This window comes from Microcoleus pseudofavosus SVA1_A4 (assembly GCF_036700565.1).
Lineage (GTDB): Bacteria > Cyanobacteriota > Cyanobacteriia > Cyanobacteriales > Microcoleaceae > Microcoleus.
Window position 1 is genome coordinate 44,071 of the sequence record NZ_JAUBPE010000018.1, and the last position, 14,089, is coordinate 58,159.

Consider the following 14,089-nt stretch of genomic DNA (forward strand, 5'->3'; position numbering starts at 1 on the left):
TTAGAAAGGATTTGCTGTAGAATCTTCTTGGAAAACGGTCTCTCGGGCGATCGACACAATGGTGGAAAGGGGTACTTCACAGAAATATTTCCGCCGGAATTGTTCTTCGGAGACTGCTGCTAGGAATTGCGCTGCAAAACGGGCGGCGATGGGGGAATTTGGCTCTGAGAATTGGATGGATTGGTTATCTAATAAGGGTTTGGGGATTTGCTCTGGCGCGTCTTCACGGTGTGAGGTTTCGGGTTGTCTGGCGATGTGGAAAGCTCGATCGCGATAATTTATTTTGAAACCGAGATATGTTAGGGTTTTGAACCCCAGTTGCAGGGATGTGTCGCTGATGCCGAGTTTTTGGCTTAGTTGTTGTCTGGTGACGGGTTTGTTGGTGCGGCTGAGGTATTTGGCGATGCCGATTAGCTGTTGGCAGATTTGCTGTGGGGGTACGGTTGGGGGTAGGGTGTAGGCGATCGCGAGTTTTTGTTGCTTGTGCTGTGCTTGCCTAAACCAGATCCGCAGTTCGTCCCAGCTTGCGGGGCATTCTTTGAGGACGATCGAGTTTTCGCGATCGACCATTTCGGAATTGTAAACTAGATTTTGCGCTAACATTTGAGATTCTAAGTTTGTGCTGGCGGCTAATAACTCTTCATCATTATTTCTATTGCGCCAATCTACGATCCAATCTATTTTAGTGGGTGAATTGATTTGGTTGTCTTCCGTGCGTTCTTGCACTGATACGAGGCGCACTTCATACCGCGATTTGTAAGTATTAAAATCGAGTTCAACGGTGACATCGCAGCGGCCTTGGGGAACTTCGTTTTGGTTGTGTCCCCACCAAATGCCGGGAAATCCCGTATCGCTAGATTCGTCCCTAATTGTAAATTCTGTTTTGATATATTCTACTTTTTGTCCTTTCAAATCCTTAATTTTTTGATTCCAGAGATTGTCAAACCAGCAGTTTTCAATCAGCAATTTGGGTGCGGGGTTGCCCATACCACACGGTTCGAGCAATTTTAGTTCTTGAAATAACTCTTTGCCTAATTCGGAGACAGTAATTTTTAGGTCGGCTTGAACGGGGGCGGCTGTTAAACTATCTGTACTGTATTGTTGCCGCAGTTGCTGATTAACAGCATCGGTAAATAGGGGGATATTTTCAACGGGGAGACTCAATCCGGCGGCGAAGGGATGACCGCCAAATCTGTGCAATAAATGCGCTTGGTCTTTGACTAATTGGTAAAGGTCTATTTGATTGGCGGAACGGGCCGAACCCCTGGCAATTTTGGATGGGGAAAGTGTTTGTGATTCTGAATCTAAGAAGGAGGTAAATTGCCTTTCCTGGGAATTTTCGTTAATTTCTTCGCTTCCTTCTGTGCTGAATAAAATCACGGGGCGGCCGTATTCTTGGGCGATTTGTCCTGCTACTAATCCTAATACTCCTACGGGCCATTGGGGGTCGCTGAGGACGATGACGCTAGTAGTTGAAAGGTCGAGTTTGGCTAATTTTTCGGCTGCATCTTTGGCAACATCTTTTTGTAAAGATTTACGTCTGGTGTTGGCAATTTCGGTTAAATTAGCTAGTTCTTCGCAGCGTTTTTTGTCGCGGCTGGTGAGGAGTTCTACGCAGAAGCTGGCGTCGCCTTGAATGCGGCTGACGGCGTTGATTCGGGGGCCGAGCCCGAAGGAAATGTCGGTTGGGCGATCGCCCGATCGCTTGCACAGTTCGAGCAATTTTGCCACTCCCGGGCGCGTGGGATTTGCGATTTGTTTTTGCAGTTGTTCGATGCCGATTTGTGCTAGGTAGCGGCTGTCTCCTGTAAGTTGAACTAAATCGGCAATTAAGCCGATCGCTACTAATTCTAATAAATCTGTGAGCGGGCGCTGCGGAATATCCGGTAATGTGTGATATAATGCTTCAACTAATTTGTAAGCTACTCCAACTCCTGAAAGGTTAAATAGTTGGTGGTTTGGGGGAAAGTAGCGGGGATTGATAATGGCTGTAGCTGGTGGGCGAGCTTCCGGTAATGTATGATGATCGGTGATAATTGTATCGATGTTTAAGCTAGTCGCATATTCGATTTCGGCGATGTTTGTACTGCCGGTATCGCAGGTAATAATTAAGCTAATTCCCGATTTGGCTAATGCGTCTATTCCTGTGATATTGAGTCCGTGAGATTCGGTTAATCGGTTGGGAATGTAATAAGTTAGTTGGTCGTTTTGAACGAAAAACTCTCCCAGTCCATCCCACAAAACTGAGGTTGAGGTAATGCCGTCTGCGTCGAAATCTCCCCAAATTGCGACTTTTTCTGCGCTGTTTCGTGCTTGCTGGATTCTTTCTATCGCCCAGTTCATTTCTAGTCCGAATTCAAAGGGACTTGCTGGTTGGTAAAGTTTGGGATTTAAGAAACCGGGTATTTGTTCGGGGTTTTGAATTCCTCTATACCAGAGAAGTGCAGCAGCATAGTTTCCGGGGAGTTCTGGTGCGTGGTTTCTGACAGCTTGAATTAGCCAAGCTGGGGGCTGGGATAGGGGTTGATCTTGCCAGTTTTGAGGTATTTCTGCCATCCGATTTTAGATTTTAGATTTTAGATTGCGATCGCAGATGAATCCGGGGGCTTGTTTGTCTGTTAAATAGGACTTACGCGAGTAGCATATATGTAAGGTGCGTCAGGCTCAAACCCTCAATAATCGAGCCATAACGCAACTCTGACGCACCCTACAAGTCGATCGCGCGTGTGACACTTGGCAGTAGTCCTGTTAAATAAATATTTCGTCGATTATAGCAAGATTTGGCAGCCAATTTGCGGGAGTTTCTGCGGGAAGATTTGGTGAGGAAGCTGTGGTGTCTTGTGTGCGGTTGCAGCGAGTGGCGAATTGACAGGAATCGCAAAGATTTGAGCTAATTTCTACTTGTGGGAAAAATTCGCCGCCTTCGGTATAGCGCTGTCGCCAGTCGGTTAGCTGCTGCAAGAGGTTGGTTAAATCTTGTTTTGTGCGATCGTGTTCTGTTTGGTTGTAATAAAATGTGAGTTTTTGCGGCGGTTCTTCTCCTCGCAATTGTACAAACCAGTATGTCATGGAAACTTGTTCGGGGGAATAGTCGCTGGTTTCTACTAAGACGTATAAATAAAGGCGAGTTTGCCAACTTTCGGCTATCCATTTTGATTTTTGAGGGCGGGGATAGGTTTTCCAGTCAAGAATTTGGGCGGCGTTTGGTTCGGCTATTAGCAAGTCATAGATAACGGTGAATAGGTAGTCTTGGAAAATTAGGGTGCGGGGGTGTTCGGCTTGGCGGAAAATTCGATCGCTATTTTCTGAATTAGCGAAAAGTTCGGGTGCGGTGTTGATAAATGCTGCCACACAGCGTCCCAGTTCGGGGTCTTGTTGGATGATAAACTCTATGGGAAGTCCGAGTTCTCGCTGCTGCATTAATAGGTGAAAGTGGCTTCCCCATGTGAGTTTTTCTTTGTGTTCTGGGGAGGCGGTGGTGGCGAGTAGTTCTAGGTAGCTGTGTTGGAATTTGCGGGGGCATTCTTCCAGGATTTTGAGTTGGGTTTGAGAGAGTCGGAGCATTTTTTTATGATTTTATATTTTAGATTTTTTATGATTGTAAGCGAGGCGACTGGTCTTTCTTTTGACGGCAGATTGAGGCAGATGACGCAGATCCACGCAGATAATTTCGCTCGCTTTTTGGGCAATAGTGCGATCGCCCTACACTTACTATTATATAATGATTCATACCGTTAACGGCGAAGCTAATGCGTTTTGATACCTACATCCAGTCACTTCAGAGCAATCTCCAGCGGGGAAGCGAGCGCACCCATTACCCAAGTATCAAGAATTTACTCGATAATCCGGCGGCTAGTTTGGTAGCAATCATAGAAGAAAAAGGTAATAAAGCTGGTGTTCCAGATTTTACTGTCAGGCGCAGGGATTTACTCGTCGGTTATGTGGAAGCTAAGGATGTCGGCTTAGATTTGAATCCTGTTGAAAAAACCGAACAGTTGCAGCGATATCGAGAATCATTAAACGGTAATTTAATTCTCACGAATTATCTAGAGTTTCGCTGGTATGTTGAGGGAAAAGTCCGATTGACCGCAGTTTTAGCCGAAAGAACAGGAAACGAAATAACTCTCTGCAATTCTGACAAAACTCTTGAATTAATCGAGGGATTTCTTAATTACGCCGGTGCAGCCATTAACAGTCCTGAAGATTTGGCAAAACAGATGGCGCGATTAACCAAATCAATTCTACTCGCTACAGAATCAGCTTTACAAATCGAAACTGAAACCGGAGAATTACATCAACTAAAACGTGGCTTTAATGAGATATTACTGCCCGACCTCAACGATGCAGCTTTTGCAGATATGTACGCTCAAACTATTTCCTATGGTTTATTTGCGGCGCGAGTCGGTCACGCTCAAAATCCCGGAAATCAACTTTTCGATCGCCGGACAGCGGGCACGTACATCCCAGCTACTAATCCGTTTTTGCGCCGATTATTTAACAGCATTATCGAGACTGATTTACTCAGTAAAATTAACTGGGCAATAGATGATTTAGTCGAGCTACTAGGGCGAGTTGACATGACTGCTATTCTCGAAAACTTTGGTAGTCGCACTCGCCAATCCGATCCAGTTGTTCATTTTTACGAAACCTTTCTTGCAGCTTACAATTCAGCTTTGCGGAAAAGTCGCGGCGTTTACTATACTCCTGAACCCGTTGTATCCTATATTGTTCGCTCTGTCGATGCTATCCTGAAAAACCGTTTTAATCTACCTTTAGGATTAGCCGATAATAGCAAAAATCCAGATACGCAACAGCCGCGAGTTCAAATTCTCGATCCGGCAACTGGTACGGGTACTTTCCTTTATGGAGTTGTCGATCGCATTTATCAAAATTTGGAAGATATGGGAATATCTGGGAGTTGGAATCAGTACGTACAGGAGAATTTATTAAACCGATTATTTGGTTTTGAGTTGTTAATGGCTCCCTATGCTATAGCACACCTCAAACTCGGTTTGCAACTGCAAAATCTCGGCTATGAGTTTAGCAGCAAGCAGCGTTTAGGAGTTTATCTCACGAATACATTAGATGAAGCTTTAAAAAAATCCGAGGTTCTCTTTGCTCAATTTGTCGCGCAAGAAGCTAATGAAGCTTCAGCAATTAAGCGGGATGTCCCGGTGATGGTTGTGTTGGGAAATCCGCCTTATTCCGGTCATTCTGCTAATAAAAGTGAATGGATAGCAGGATTAGTAAAAGATTACTATTATGTTGATGGTGTACCGCTGAAAGAACGCAATTCCAAATGGCTGCAAGATGATTATGTAAAATTTATTCGTTTCGGACAGTGGCGAGTCAGTCAAACTGGATTTGGTGTGTTGGCTTTTGTTACTAATCACGGTTATCTCGATAACCCGACTTTTCGGGGAATGCGTCAAAATTTGATGCAAACTTTCACTGATATCTATGTTTTAGATTTGCACGGTAATTCTAAAAAGAAAGAAGTTTCTCCAGATGGTTCGCCTGACCAAAATGTGTTTGATATTCAGCAGGGAGTGAGTATTGGCATTTTTATCAAAGAACCTGGTAAGTCTACTCCGGCAAAAGTTCATCATGCCGAATTGTGGGGAAGTCGTACTAACAAATATAATGTTTTAAGCAATTGCGATCTTTATACAACTGAATGGAAAGAGATTAAAGATTTTTCACGAGATTATTTATTTACAATTCAAAATACTGACCTAAAACCTGAGTATGACAATGGGTGGCAGATTTTAGATATTTTTATTTTTCAATCTATGGGAGTCACCAGTGGAGATGATGAGTTTCTTTATGATTTTTCAGTTAACGAGCTTAAAGTAAAAATTGATACTGCATTGCGAGAAACTAAAGCTATTAAGGCTGATAGAACTTTACTGAGACTTCAAAGAGGAGCAGATCAGATTATAGACAAAGATTTGAAGTTATGTTTATATCGACCTTTTGACCAACGCGCTATTTTATACTCTAGTGAAATTTTGGAGAGAGCTAGAGAAAAACTCGCTCGTCAATTCCAAGAGCAAAACCTTGGCTTTATTAGTATTAGACGAACCAGGGAAGGCTCTAATACTCAATTCTTTGTAACAGATACAGTGACAGATAAGAGTGTTATTTCTTCAGCCGATAATGCTAATATTTTTCCTCTCTACATCTACCCTGATACTAAAAACGAGCAGGGTAATTTATTCACCGATCGCACTCCCAATTTATCCCAAAACTTTCTCAGTGCCATTCGTGAAAAATTAGGCTATATACCAACTCCCGAAGCAATCTTTTATTACGCATATTCTGTCTTTCACAGTCCTACCTACCGCCAGCGTTATGCAGAATTCCTGAAAATAGACTTTCCCCGCTTACCCTTAACTTTCGACAATGAACTTTTCAAAACACTCGCTAAAAAAGGTGAGGAATTGGTGGAACTGCATTTGATGAAATCGAAAAAATTAAATAAAGTAATTACTAAATATCCTGTTAGCGGCGATAATGCTGTTACTCAAGTTACTTACAATGAATCTGAACGGCGGGTTTATATTAACAAAAAGCAATATTTTGAAGGTGTTTTACCAGAAGTTTGGGCGTTTAAAATAGGTGGATATCAAGTATTAGATAAATGGCTTAAAGACCGCAAAAAAGCAAATCGCAGTTTATCTTTTGATGAGGTGTTGCACTATCAGCGCGTCGTGGTTGCTATGAAAGAGACAATGCAAATTATGGCTGAAATTGATGAGGTGATACCGAATTTTCCTTGGGAATAGATGTTGAGTTATGGCTGGAATGCCCTCGATCTCTCACCTCTCCCATCCCAAATCTAAAAGTGCGTGAAGCGTAGCTATCCCGTAGGGAATCGCCCTTTTTTCCAAGTGCGATCGCTTTATACATATAAAAGCTGATTAGCGATTTCATCAGCCGTTAGCGTATTCAATAAAATGGCAACCCGTTGAGCAATCTCATAGGCGTTCTTTTGAGGAATCACAATAATCCCCGAATGTTGTTTTCCTTCGGTCATATAATCTAGATGCAGTCGCTCAAAGTCTACGCGATTATGGGTGAGCAAACATCGCTCCATAGATGCTGCGTAAGCTAATTGTTGGCTATCGGATTTACTCAGCATTCCCTGTTCGCTGGTTGTCGTCACATCGAACCCTCTAGCCAGCAGTAAAGTAGCTACAAGCCTTGAAACATCTTCATCTGTATAAATAGTTGCAAACAGTTTCACGGCTTTCTCATTGCAGATTTAACAGCAGGATGAATCAATTCTTCAGGAATTCGATTGCGCTCAATATAAGTATTTATTTCTTCCTGGTTATCCAAATAAAAGCTCAGCGCGTCAAAAATTTGAGCTAATTTCAGGTGAGGTAAGTGCATGGGGATTTCTTCAGGAGTAATACCCAAACGCCACAATTCAACGATCGCCCGAACTGAAGTCCTGGTTCCTGCGATAATTGGTTCGCTTTGCAAGATTTCAGGGTGACGTGCGACATAACGCGAAACAGATTGTACATTCATGGCAGATTAACAGGGCAGATATATTTTTATTATATGTTATGATTGAGGCTATAAGTGTGTAAAAAATTAAGGGCGATTCTCTACGGGATAGCTATGCACGCGCGTACTTTTCGCCAACTTCTCTACAACTTCCCAATTTGTTGAGCAAACCACATCGCAGCCGTCCCATTTCCCTCACCCAAAAGTTTTAAAGTCTCTGATAGTAAAGCAATTGGCAATCCCTCAAGCGCACCGGAAATTTCGCATTGCTGATATTTCCCGTTTTCCTGCAAGCGAAATGCCAAAACTCTCTCGCCCTTAATATCTACTACCCAATACTCAGGAATTCCCAAAGCAGCATACAACCGCTTTTTTTCATCTAAATCGCTGGCCAAAGTCGTATCGGAAGTTTCTATCACTAAATCCGGGATTCGCGATTTATTCAGATTGACTCGGCGCGGTTCACCTTTTTGCCACTGGATGAATTCTCCGCCGACATATAAAATTCTATCTGGCGCACCTCCTCCCACCTTTGGCTTCTCAATTACACATCCACCCAAATCATCGAAAGCTTGTCCTCCTTTGCTGACAAACCAAAATCCAAACACCAGAGTCAAGAGGTTGTTAAATCTGGCGTGATTAATTCCTTCATTACCCATGTCTATCCAAAGATATCCTTCATAAAACAATATTCTGGCTTCTTCCAAAGATGGATCTTCGCAAGCAGCTACATAATCTTCCCATGTGGCGGCTTGCCATTGCGGGATTTCACCTACTTGAGACACGATGAATTTTGCAGTTGTAGAAGTCATGATTCAAAAGCAAATTAAGGATAATTTTATCCTAACTGAAGTGCGTAATATCGGGGCGATCGCGGGGGGATTTCCCCTACAAAACACGCCTGATTCAGGCTATTTGTAGGGGTGGTGCCCCGTGTCTGCCCCGAATTGGGGCGATCGCAATCCTTGTGTTTATCGAATTGCTGTCGGCGCCGCGATTGGTACTTCTAAGTCTGGCTGCAAGTCAAAGACTACGACAAGCGTTGCTTGAGGCATCAGTTGACGCAGACACAGCAAGTGGCCGTCAGCATCCGATCGACTGCGGAACCGCCCCACAATCGTCCGCTGCATACTGGGCATGAGTTTGGCGATCGCCCAAGGGTAAAGGCGTTTTTGGTACGCGATCGCCCGAGGATTCGCGGAGAATCCCTGTTGATAACCGTTTTGTGGCATAATCTTGTTGTATTCGTAAGGAGTACAGAAAGGGCGTTAGTAAGTTTCTTGGCGGGAATGTACTAACGCCTTTCCCATTAAAATTCAAGCACATATCACAACAATTGTCAATTGTCAATTCTTAACGCTAAGTTTTAACGGTCATCGTATCTGAATCTGCGATCGGCTATGGATTTGAGAGTTTTAGTAAGTGTTGAATTGTTTGCAGAAGTGATATATTTTTGATTTTTAACCGCAGATGAACGCGGATAAACGCGGATGAAAGAAAGATAAATTGAGAAGTTGAACCGGGCGGTTGAACTCGGCGGTTAGAAAGAGACTGTTGGCGAATTCGCCGAGTTCATAAACGCGGATGATAAATTTAAATTCTTAAATAACTAGCCGTCGGACTCAGCGGCAAAAGCACGACTGTTTGTTTCTGCAAATCTAATTCAATTCCTAATGCTTCTAAGGGAATGACACCCAATAACGGATCGGCTCCTGCGGGCAGTTCTATGCACTCAAAAGTCGCGTCTCTTCCCATTAATGAAATTTTTGCATCTTCAAAAATGCGTGCCGTACCGATGCCTGTTGCCGTTGCTACAGGCACTGTTTTCAGGAGTTTTAAACCGAGTTGGGCGATCGCATCTTGCGGCAGGCATAAAGTAGTCGCCCCAGTATCTACCAGCACATTTTTTATGGTAATAGAACGTACTCGATCGGCAGGAATCGCGCCATCTTCAAGGCGAATTTGATCGGCATGATTCGTGATTGTCAGCGTTGTGGTAATTTTGCCCATTATTTCTGTGATTGTTGATGTCATAATTATATCCCTCTAGGTATCATTTTAGACCGATTGCAACTTTAAAGTAAAAGAGCGATCTCACTCAATCAAAGCTCACAAAATCACTCTTTTGTCAACACAAAAACACTTCCTTCATTCCCGCGCCCGATCCGCAAATTGCTATCTAAATAAGTAACATCGAGCCATCCCTGCTGTTCGCGAGCATCCAGCCAGAAATCAACAGCAGCGAACTTTTTTCCCGACTCAATATCATTGATAAACTTAACCGGAGATTCATAGCCAATCAACTTGCTTAAACCTAAAATAGACCGTTCAAACTTCACCTGCACTCGCCGTTCCGAAGTCGCCTCAAATTTCGCCGCCACGCTGACTATTCCTTCTAAGTAAGGCAAGCCATAAAACTCGGCAATGTTGTAAATTTTAGATTCTTTGACGCGGATAGATTGATAAATTGAACCCAATTTCACCAAGGGAAAACCGTCAAGATTCAGCAGTGCGCGGCTGGTGGTGTACAATAACCGCCAATCACCATTTAAAAGCTCTCCGGCTTCGACAGGGCGCGGGGTGGGGTTGTAATCTTCCAATTGGGCGATCGCACTTAAAATCGCTTGTTTGTCGCTGGGAGTGGCCAGCAAACCTCGATTCTTACCAGCAATTATTTCTAAAAGTGCAGATTTTCTAAGCATAGTTTTGTTTGTTGGCTGTTGACTGTTGACTGTTGACTGTTGACTGCTACAAATAACCAATAACCAATAACCAATAACTAAGAACTAATAACTAAAATACCAAATTTCACTAGATAAAGCAGAGTCCGATACAGGGATGCTAATTCTTGCTCGTTTTTGGCATAACGCCTGAGAACTTCTCCGACGCTGACCGCACCCTTTTGTTTAACTGTGTCCAATATCTCCATCTGAATGTTAACAGATATTCTCCTGTCTTGACCGAAGCTGGTAAACCAAATTGTTTGCAACTCTCTCAGAAGTTCTGGTGTGGCGATCGCACCCAGACTCAGCATCATCTCATTGCTTAATGTTCTAGTCGCATAATGACCCAATACCCGAAACGGATCGTCGCCCAGCGGATAAGGCGGCTTCCCGGCTTTTAAAGGTGCTGACTCCGGTGCGGAAATACGAATTTCTGCTAATTCTCGCCACAACTGTTCGTAAGCTGCAATTACTACTTTCCAATCATAAATCTCCCTCGCCCTTTGTCTCGCATTTTCCCCCATCCGCTTTCTTAATTCGGGGTTTTCAATTAATTGGCACAGCGCGCGGGTGCAAGAATTAATGTCAACTGCTGTGACTAGGGAAGTGTGACCCATGTAAGTCGGCCAATTTAAGCTGCCGTCGAGATAATTTAGCGCTAAATCTAAACAAGATTCCGGGGGCGGGATGAGTGTGGGAATGCGGAAGCCGTCTATTTCGTGGCGTACTGATTCTTTGTATCCGTTCCAATCGGAGACTATGGCCGGCAGTCCGTTGGCCATAGCTTCTATTGGCGTCAGTCCGAAGGTTTCTTGAATGTTGTCGGAAAGCGAAATAAAAATGTCGGCTGCCGACCAAATATTTGTTCTAATTTCGGGCTTTCTGCCATCTACAAAAATAGCGTTCGCGGAGGGACAAAAGATTTGCGCGCTATTTTTAAAGTCGGGTTCTTCTCTCGGATCTTCGATCCAACCGGCTTGAATTAAGTGGATTTTGGCTTTTGTCTGTTGGGCGGCGCGTTCGAGGGCGATGTACATCGGTACTGGATGAGCTTTTGCAGAAAAAGTCAATCGACCGACAAATAACACAACAATATCGCCGGGAGAAATGCCGAGTTCTTGCCGCTGTCGATCGCCCGCATTGACTGCTTCCACACCCTGCGGAAACGCGCTGCAATCCACTCCTAGGGGAATAACGGGCAATTTGACTAAAATTTCCGGTTGACCGCCGTTGCGCTGCGCTAAATATTCAGACCACTCTGTCAGAACTCCTTCTACTGCTGTTTTCACGGCGCTAGAGGTGCAGATCAGGGCGTCCCAAGGCTGTACCGGTGCGGTGACTAAATTGCCGATCGACTCCATGACGTACTTAGTTGCGATCGTGTGAGTAACGCCGCAAACGCTGTAAGCCCGCTGATCGACAAATCTGCGCGCCCAAACTATCTGCGAGAGGGCGGGATCGGGTCGGTAAATTGTGCCCGGTTGAGATAGCAAATCCGGTCGTTCTGTCGGAATCCAGCGGACTTTCCGAGGTTGTTGCAGCCAAGGTTGGATGTGCGAACAAAACTCCTTAAACGTTGTTTCGCTGTCTGCGCAACAGTAGAGAGAGTCAGCGGTTCCGTGGTGGACTAAGCTTTTGAGAAATCCTTCTCCGGCTGAATGACGCCCCAGAAGTTTTTGCCCTCCGGTGTCGTAACCCTCTTTGCTGTATAAAACCGCCGCCGTTGTATCCATTCTGAGATTTATTGCTTGAGAGTTGACTGAATTCGGCAGAGGGCATTCGGGATAAGGCTTCTATCGCAAACCAGGAGACTGTTCTGAATCAACCGCTTGCCCGTTAGAGAAGTCTGCACAAGAGGATCGCCGTGTGTCCTGCGATATCTTAAAAGGCGATCGTCTCAGATTACAATACTTACGGTGACAGAAGGATTGGCAAAAGCGGATTTTAGTGTTATCCTTGGGCCCATGTTGGGGGCGATCGCCTTTTCGATCAGCCATCTTATCCGCTCCGGAACCAAACACTGCGTGTGGTATAATGCCTTAGCCCTGCGAAAGGCGCAATTTGCTCGGCTAGATTAAAGGAGCAGTCAGTCGGCAAAATATTACCTCTACTCGATCGCGTCTTTGTATTTAGAAACCGAGAATCATGTACAACCCATCTCTGCGCCAAATACCTCGCCACTTGCCTGCGGATGTAATTCCATTAAAGCAGCAATCTTCTCTTTTAGATTGGTTGGAATCTAACAATCGCCTGTTAGCAAGGGATGTCCAAGAACCCGACTATCTGAACGAAGAAGAATTTCCCGAACTGATGGCAGTTGACGACAGTCCTTACGACGATTTAGAAGAGGAAGTAGAAGAGGATGCGAGTGCAGGCGAGGAATAGCTGGTAGAAGGGTGAAGAAATCAACCGGAAACAGGGAAGAAAAACTAAGAGATTTCCCAATCTCCTGTATCGCACCCTATTCCCAATTGTCAATTGCTTATTCTCAAATGGTGTGTTGAGGAGTGTTATGGATAACTTTGTGGATGAGAAAATCCCTTTTAGTATGCCTTTCAAACTTACAGGCAGGAATTTATTCCTGCTGCTGGGTTTGGGGCTCGGCATTGTAGCGATCGGTTTAGATATAGCAGCGGGTAGACTTTTAAATACGCCTGCATCGCTATTTATACCGCTAGCTGTTTGTGCTGTAGTTGCATCGAGTTTGGGCTATGCAGTTGTGCCTTTACTCCAGCAACTAAAAGCAGGACAAATAATTCGCGAAGACGGCCCCCAAGCCCACTTGAAAAAAGCGGGAACCCCGACAATGGGGGGCGTGTTTTTTGTGCCTGCAGGGGTGGCAATTGCTTTGCTTTGGTCGAGATTTAACTCAGATGTTGTTGCCGTATCCGCTTTAACTTTAGCTTACGGTTTCATCGGCTGGATCGACGACTGGCAAATTCTGCGCCTCAAGTCGAATAAAGGTATTTCACCTCGGATGAAATTGGCTTTGCAAATCGGTTTTGCTGCTCTATTTTGTCTGTGGCTGATGTTCCGCGAACCAGCTATTTCTACTAGCATTGCTTTGCCTTTCGGTTGGGTATTGCCTTTAGGTTTTCTGTTTTGGCCGCTGGCGGGTTTTGTGCTGGTAGCTGAAAGCAACGCTACCAATATTACCGACGGTGTTGACGGGTTGATGGGAGGTTTGGGGGCGATCGCACTTTTGGGATTAGGCGCATCTGTAGCCTCAACTTCGCCAGAATTAATGATATTTTGCGCTTGCATCAGCGGCAGTTGTTTCGGTTTTTTAACTCACAACCGCAATCCCGCCCGCGTGTTTATGGGTGATACAGGTGCCTTGGCTTTGGGAGGTGCGTTGGGTGCGGTAGGTTTATTAACAAATAGCCTTTGGATACTATTAATAATCAGCGGGATTTTCTTTGTAGAAACGGTGTCAGTAATTGCTCAAGTAGGTTATTACAAAGCTACAAAAGGCCCGGATGGTATCGGCAAGCGTCTGTTAAGAATGGCTCCGCTGCACCATCATCTAGAACTGTGCGGCTGGTTGGAAACTCAGGTTGTTGGTATCTTTTATTTAACAAACGGGGTGTTAGTGTTAATGATTTTGATGTTGACTAGCAACAGTTAACAGCGGATTGGCAAAGGATTTAACAGCAGATGTAAGCGATATTTTGTGCAATGTTCAAAAACAAATAAGATGCCCGTTCTACAGAAACTCAATGCAGTTGTGGAACGGGCATCTTGCCCGTTTCAGGCTCAAAAACAGGCTCAAAAAACAGGCTTTCCGGCCTGTTCCACTCGCTTGAAAATAAGGATGTTGAGGAGTTGTATCAGTTTGTGGAGAAAGG

The 14,089-nt window shown here is 44.5% G+C and carries 12 protein-coding genes; 3 read left to right on the plus strand and 9 right to left on the minus strand.

Features of this window, described 5'->3' with window-relative positions:
• Both QUA02_RS10280 and QUA02_RS10285 read right to left on the minus strand, forming a co-directional pair.
• The gene (locus QUA02_RS10280; RefSeq protein WP_333027226.1) at positions 1-2,556 is read right to left on the minus strand and encodes a single-stranded-DNA-specific exonuclease RecJ; all 2,556 of its coding nucleotides are present in this window, start codon (positions 2,554-2,556) and stop codon (positions 1-3) included.
• Between the two features lie 192 nt (positions 2,557-2,748).
• Positions 2,749-3,564 carry a PD-(D/E)XK nuclease family protein gene (locus tag QUA02_RS10285; protein WP_333027227.1) on the minus strand — a complete coding sequence of 272 codons (816 nt, stop codon included), beginning with the start codon at positions 3,562-3,564 and terminating at the stop codon, positions 2,749-2,751.
• Between the two features lie 185 nt (positions 3,565-3,749).
• Between QUA02_RS10285 and QUA02_RS10290 the strand changes: the two genes are divergently transcribed.
• Entirely contained in the window at positions 3,750-6,788 is a 3,039-nt protein-coding gene (locus tag QUA02_RS10290) for a type ISP restriction/modification enzyme (protein ID WP_333027228.1), read from the plus strand.
• Positions 6,789-6,904: 116 nt separating this feature from the next.
• On the opposite strand, the gene QUA02_RS10295 is transcribed toward QUA02_RS10290, so the two are convergent.
• The 7 genes from QUA02_RS10295 to QUA02_RS10325 form a co-directional block, all read right to left on the minus strand.
• On the minus strand, positions 6,905-7,249 hold the full coding sequence (locus tag QUA02_RS10295) for a DUF5615 family PIN-like protein (RefSeq protein WP_333027231.1): 345 nt from the start codon (positions 7,247-7,249) through the stop codon (positions 6,905-6,907).
• Positions 7,246-7,539 carry a DUF433 domain-containing protein gene (locus QUA02_RS10300; protein WP_333027232.1) on the minus strand — a complete coding sequence of 98 codons (294 nt, stop codon included), beginning with the start codon at positions 7,537-7,539 and terminating at the stop codon, positions 7,246-7,248. The genes QUA02_RS10295 and QUA02_RS10300 overlap by 4 nt, the downstream gene beginning before the upstream one ends.
• Before the next feature lie 122 nt (positions 7,540-7,661).
• Positions 7,662-8,330: a Uma2 family endonuclease gene (locus QUA02_RS10305; RefSeq protein WP_333027233.1), complete on the minus strand. Its 669-nt coding sequence runs from the start codon at positions 8,328-8,330 to the stop codon at positions 7,662-7,664.
• A 159-nt stretch (positions 8,331-8,489) separates the two neighbouring features.
• On the minus strand, positions 8,490-8,750 hold the full coding sequence (locus QUA02_RS10310) for a hypothetical protein (RefSeq protein ID WP_333027235.1): 261 nt from the start codon (positions 8,748-8,750) through the stop codon (positions 8,490-8,492).
• Between the two features lie 361 nt (positions 8,751-9,111).
• Complete coding sequence (locus QUA02_RS10315; RefSeq protein ID WP_333027237.1) at positions 9,112-9,552, minus strand: retroviral-like aspartic protease family protein; 441 nt, start codon at positions 9,550-9,552, stop codon at positions 9,112-9,114.
• Between the two features lie 83 nt (positions 9,553-9,635).
• Positions 9,636-10,220, minus strand: coding sequence for a PAP/fibrillin family protein (locus QUA02_RS10320; RefSeq protein ID WP_333027239.1), 585 nt, complete (start codon positions 10,218-10,220; stop codon positions 9,636-9,638).
• A gap of 77 nt (positions 10,221-10,297) precedes the next feature.
• Positions 10,298-11,974, minus strand: coding sequence for a glycosyltransferase family 4 protein (locus QUA02_RS10325; RefSeq protein WP_333027241.1), 1,677 nt, complete (start codon positions 11,972-11,974; stop codon positions 10,298-10,300).
• Between the two features lie 412 nt (positions 11,975-12,386).
• Between QUA02_RS10325 and QUA02_RS10330 the strand changes: the two genes are divergently transcribed.
• Together QUA02_RS10330 and mraY are read left to right on the plus strand one after the other, a co-directional pair.
• A complete protein-coding gene (locus QUA02_RS10330; protein ID WP_332978736.1) occupies positions 12,387-12,626 on the plus strand; it encodes a DUF3134 domain-containing protein in 240 nt (79 codons plus the stop codon).
• Positions 12,627-12,753: 127 nt separating this feature from the next.
• The gene (gene mraY, locus QUA02_RS10335) at positions 12,754-13,869 is read left to right on the plus strand and encodes a phospho-N-acetylmuramoyl-pentapeptide-transferase (protein ID WP_333027243.1); all 1,116 of its coding nucleotides are present in this window, start codon (positions 12,754-12,756) and stop codon (positions 13,867-13,869) included.
• The last annotated feature ends 220 nt before the right edge of the window (positions 13,870-14,089 follow it).

What these genes read in the sequence shown, in the direction of transcription:
- QUA02_RS10280 (WP_333027226.1), bottom strand. Translation starts at nt 2,556, where the DNA reads ATGGCAGAAATACCTCAAAACTGGCAAGATCAACCCCTATCCCAGCCC.
- QUA02_RS10285 (WP_333027227.1), bottom strand. Translation starts at nt 3,564, where the DNA reads ATGCTCCGACTCTCTCAAACCCAACTCAAAATCCTGGAAGAATGCCCC.
- QUA02_RS10290 (WP_333027228.1), top strand. Translation starts at nt 3,750, where the DNA reads ATGCGTTTTGATACCTACATCCAGTCACTTCAGAGCAATCTCCAGCGG.
- QUA02_RS10300 (WP_333027232.1), bottom strand. Translation starts at nt 7,539, where the DNA reads ATGAATGTACAATCTGTTTCGCGTTATGTCGCACGTCACCCTGAAATC.
- QUA02_RS10305 (WP_333027233.1), bottom strand. Translation starts at nt 8,330, where the DNA reads ATGACTTCTACAACTGCAAAATTCATCGTGTCTCAAGTAGGTGAAATC.
- QUA02_RS10310 (WP_333027235.1), bottom strand. Translation starts at nt 8,750, where the DNA reads ATGCCACAAAACGGTTATCAACAGGGATTCTCCGCGAATCCTCGGGCG.
- QUA02_RS10315 (WP_333027237.1), bottom strand. Translation starts at nt 9,552, where the DNA reads ATGACATCAACAATCACAGAAATAATGGGCAAAATTACCACAACGCTG.
- QUA02_RS10320 (WP_333027239.1), bottom strand. Translation starts at nt 10,220, where the DNA reads ATGCTTAGAAAATCTGCACTTTTAGAAATAATTGCTGGTAAGAATCGA.
- QUA02_RS10325 (WP_333027241.1), bottom strand. Translation starts at nt 11,974, where the DNA reads ATGGATACAACGGCGGCGGTTTTATACAGCAAAGAGGGTTACGACACC.
- QUA02_RS10330 (WP_332978736.1), top strand. Translation starts at nt 12,387, where the DNA reads ATGTACAACCCATCTCTGCGCCAAATACCTCGCCACTTGCCTGCGGAT.
- mraY (WP_333027243.1), top strand. Translation starts at nt 12,754, where the DNA reads ATGGATAACTTTGTGGATGAGAAAATCCCTTTTAGTATGCCTTTCAAA.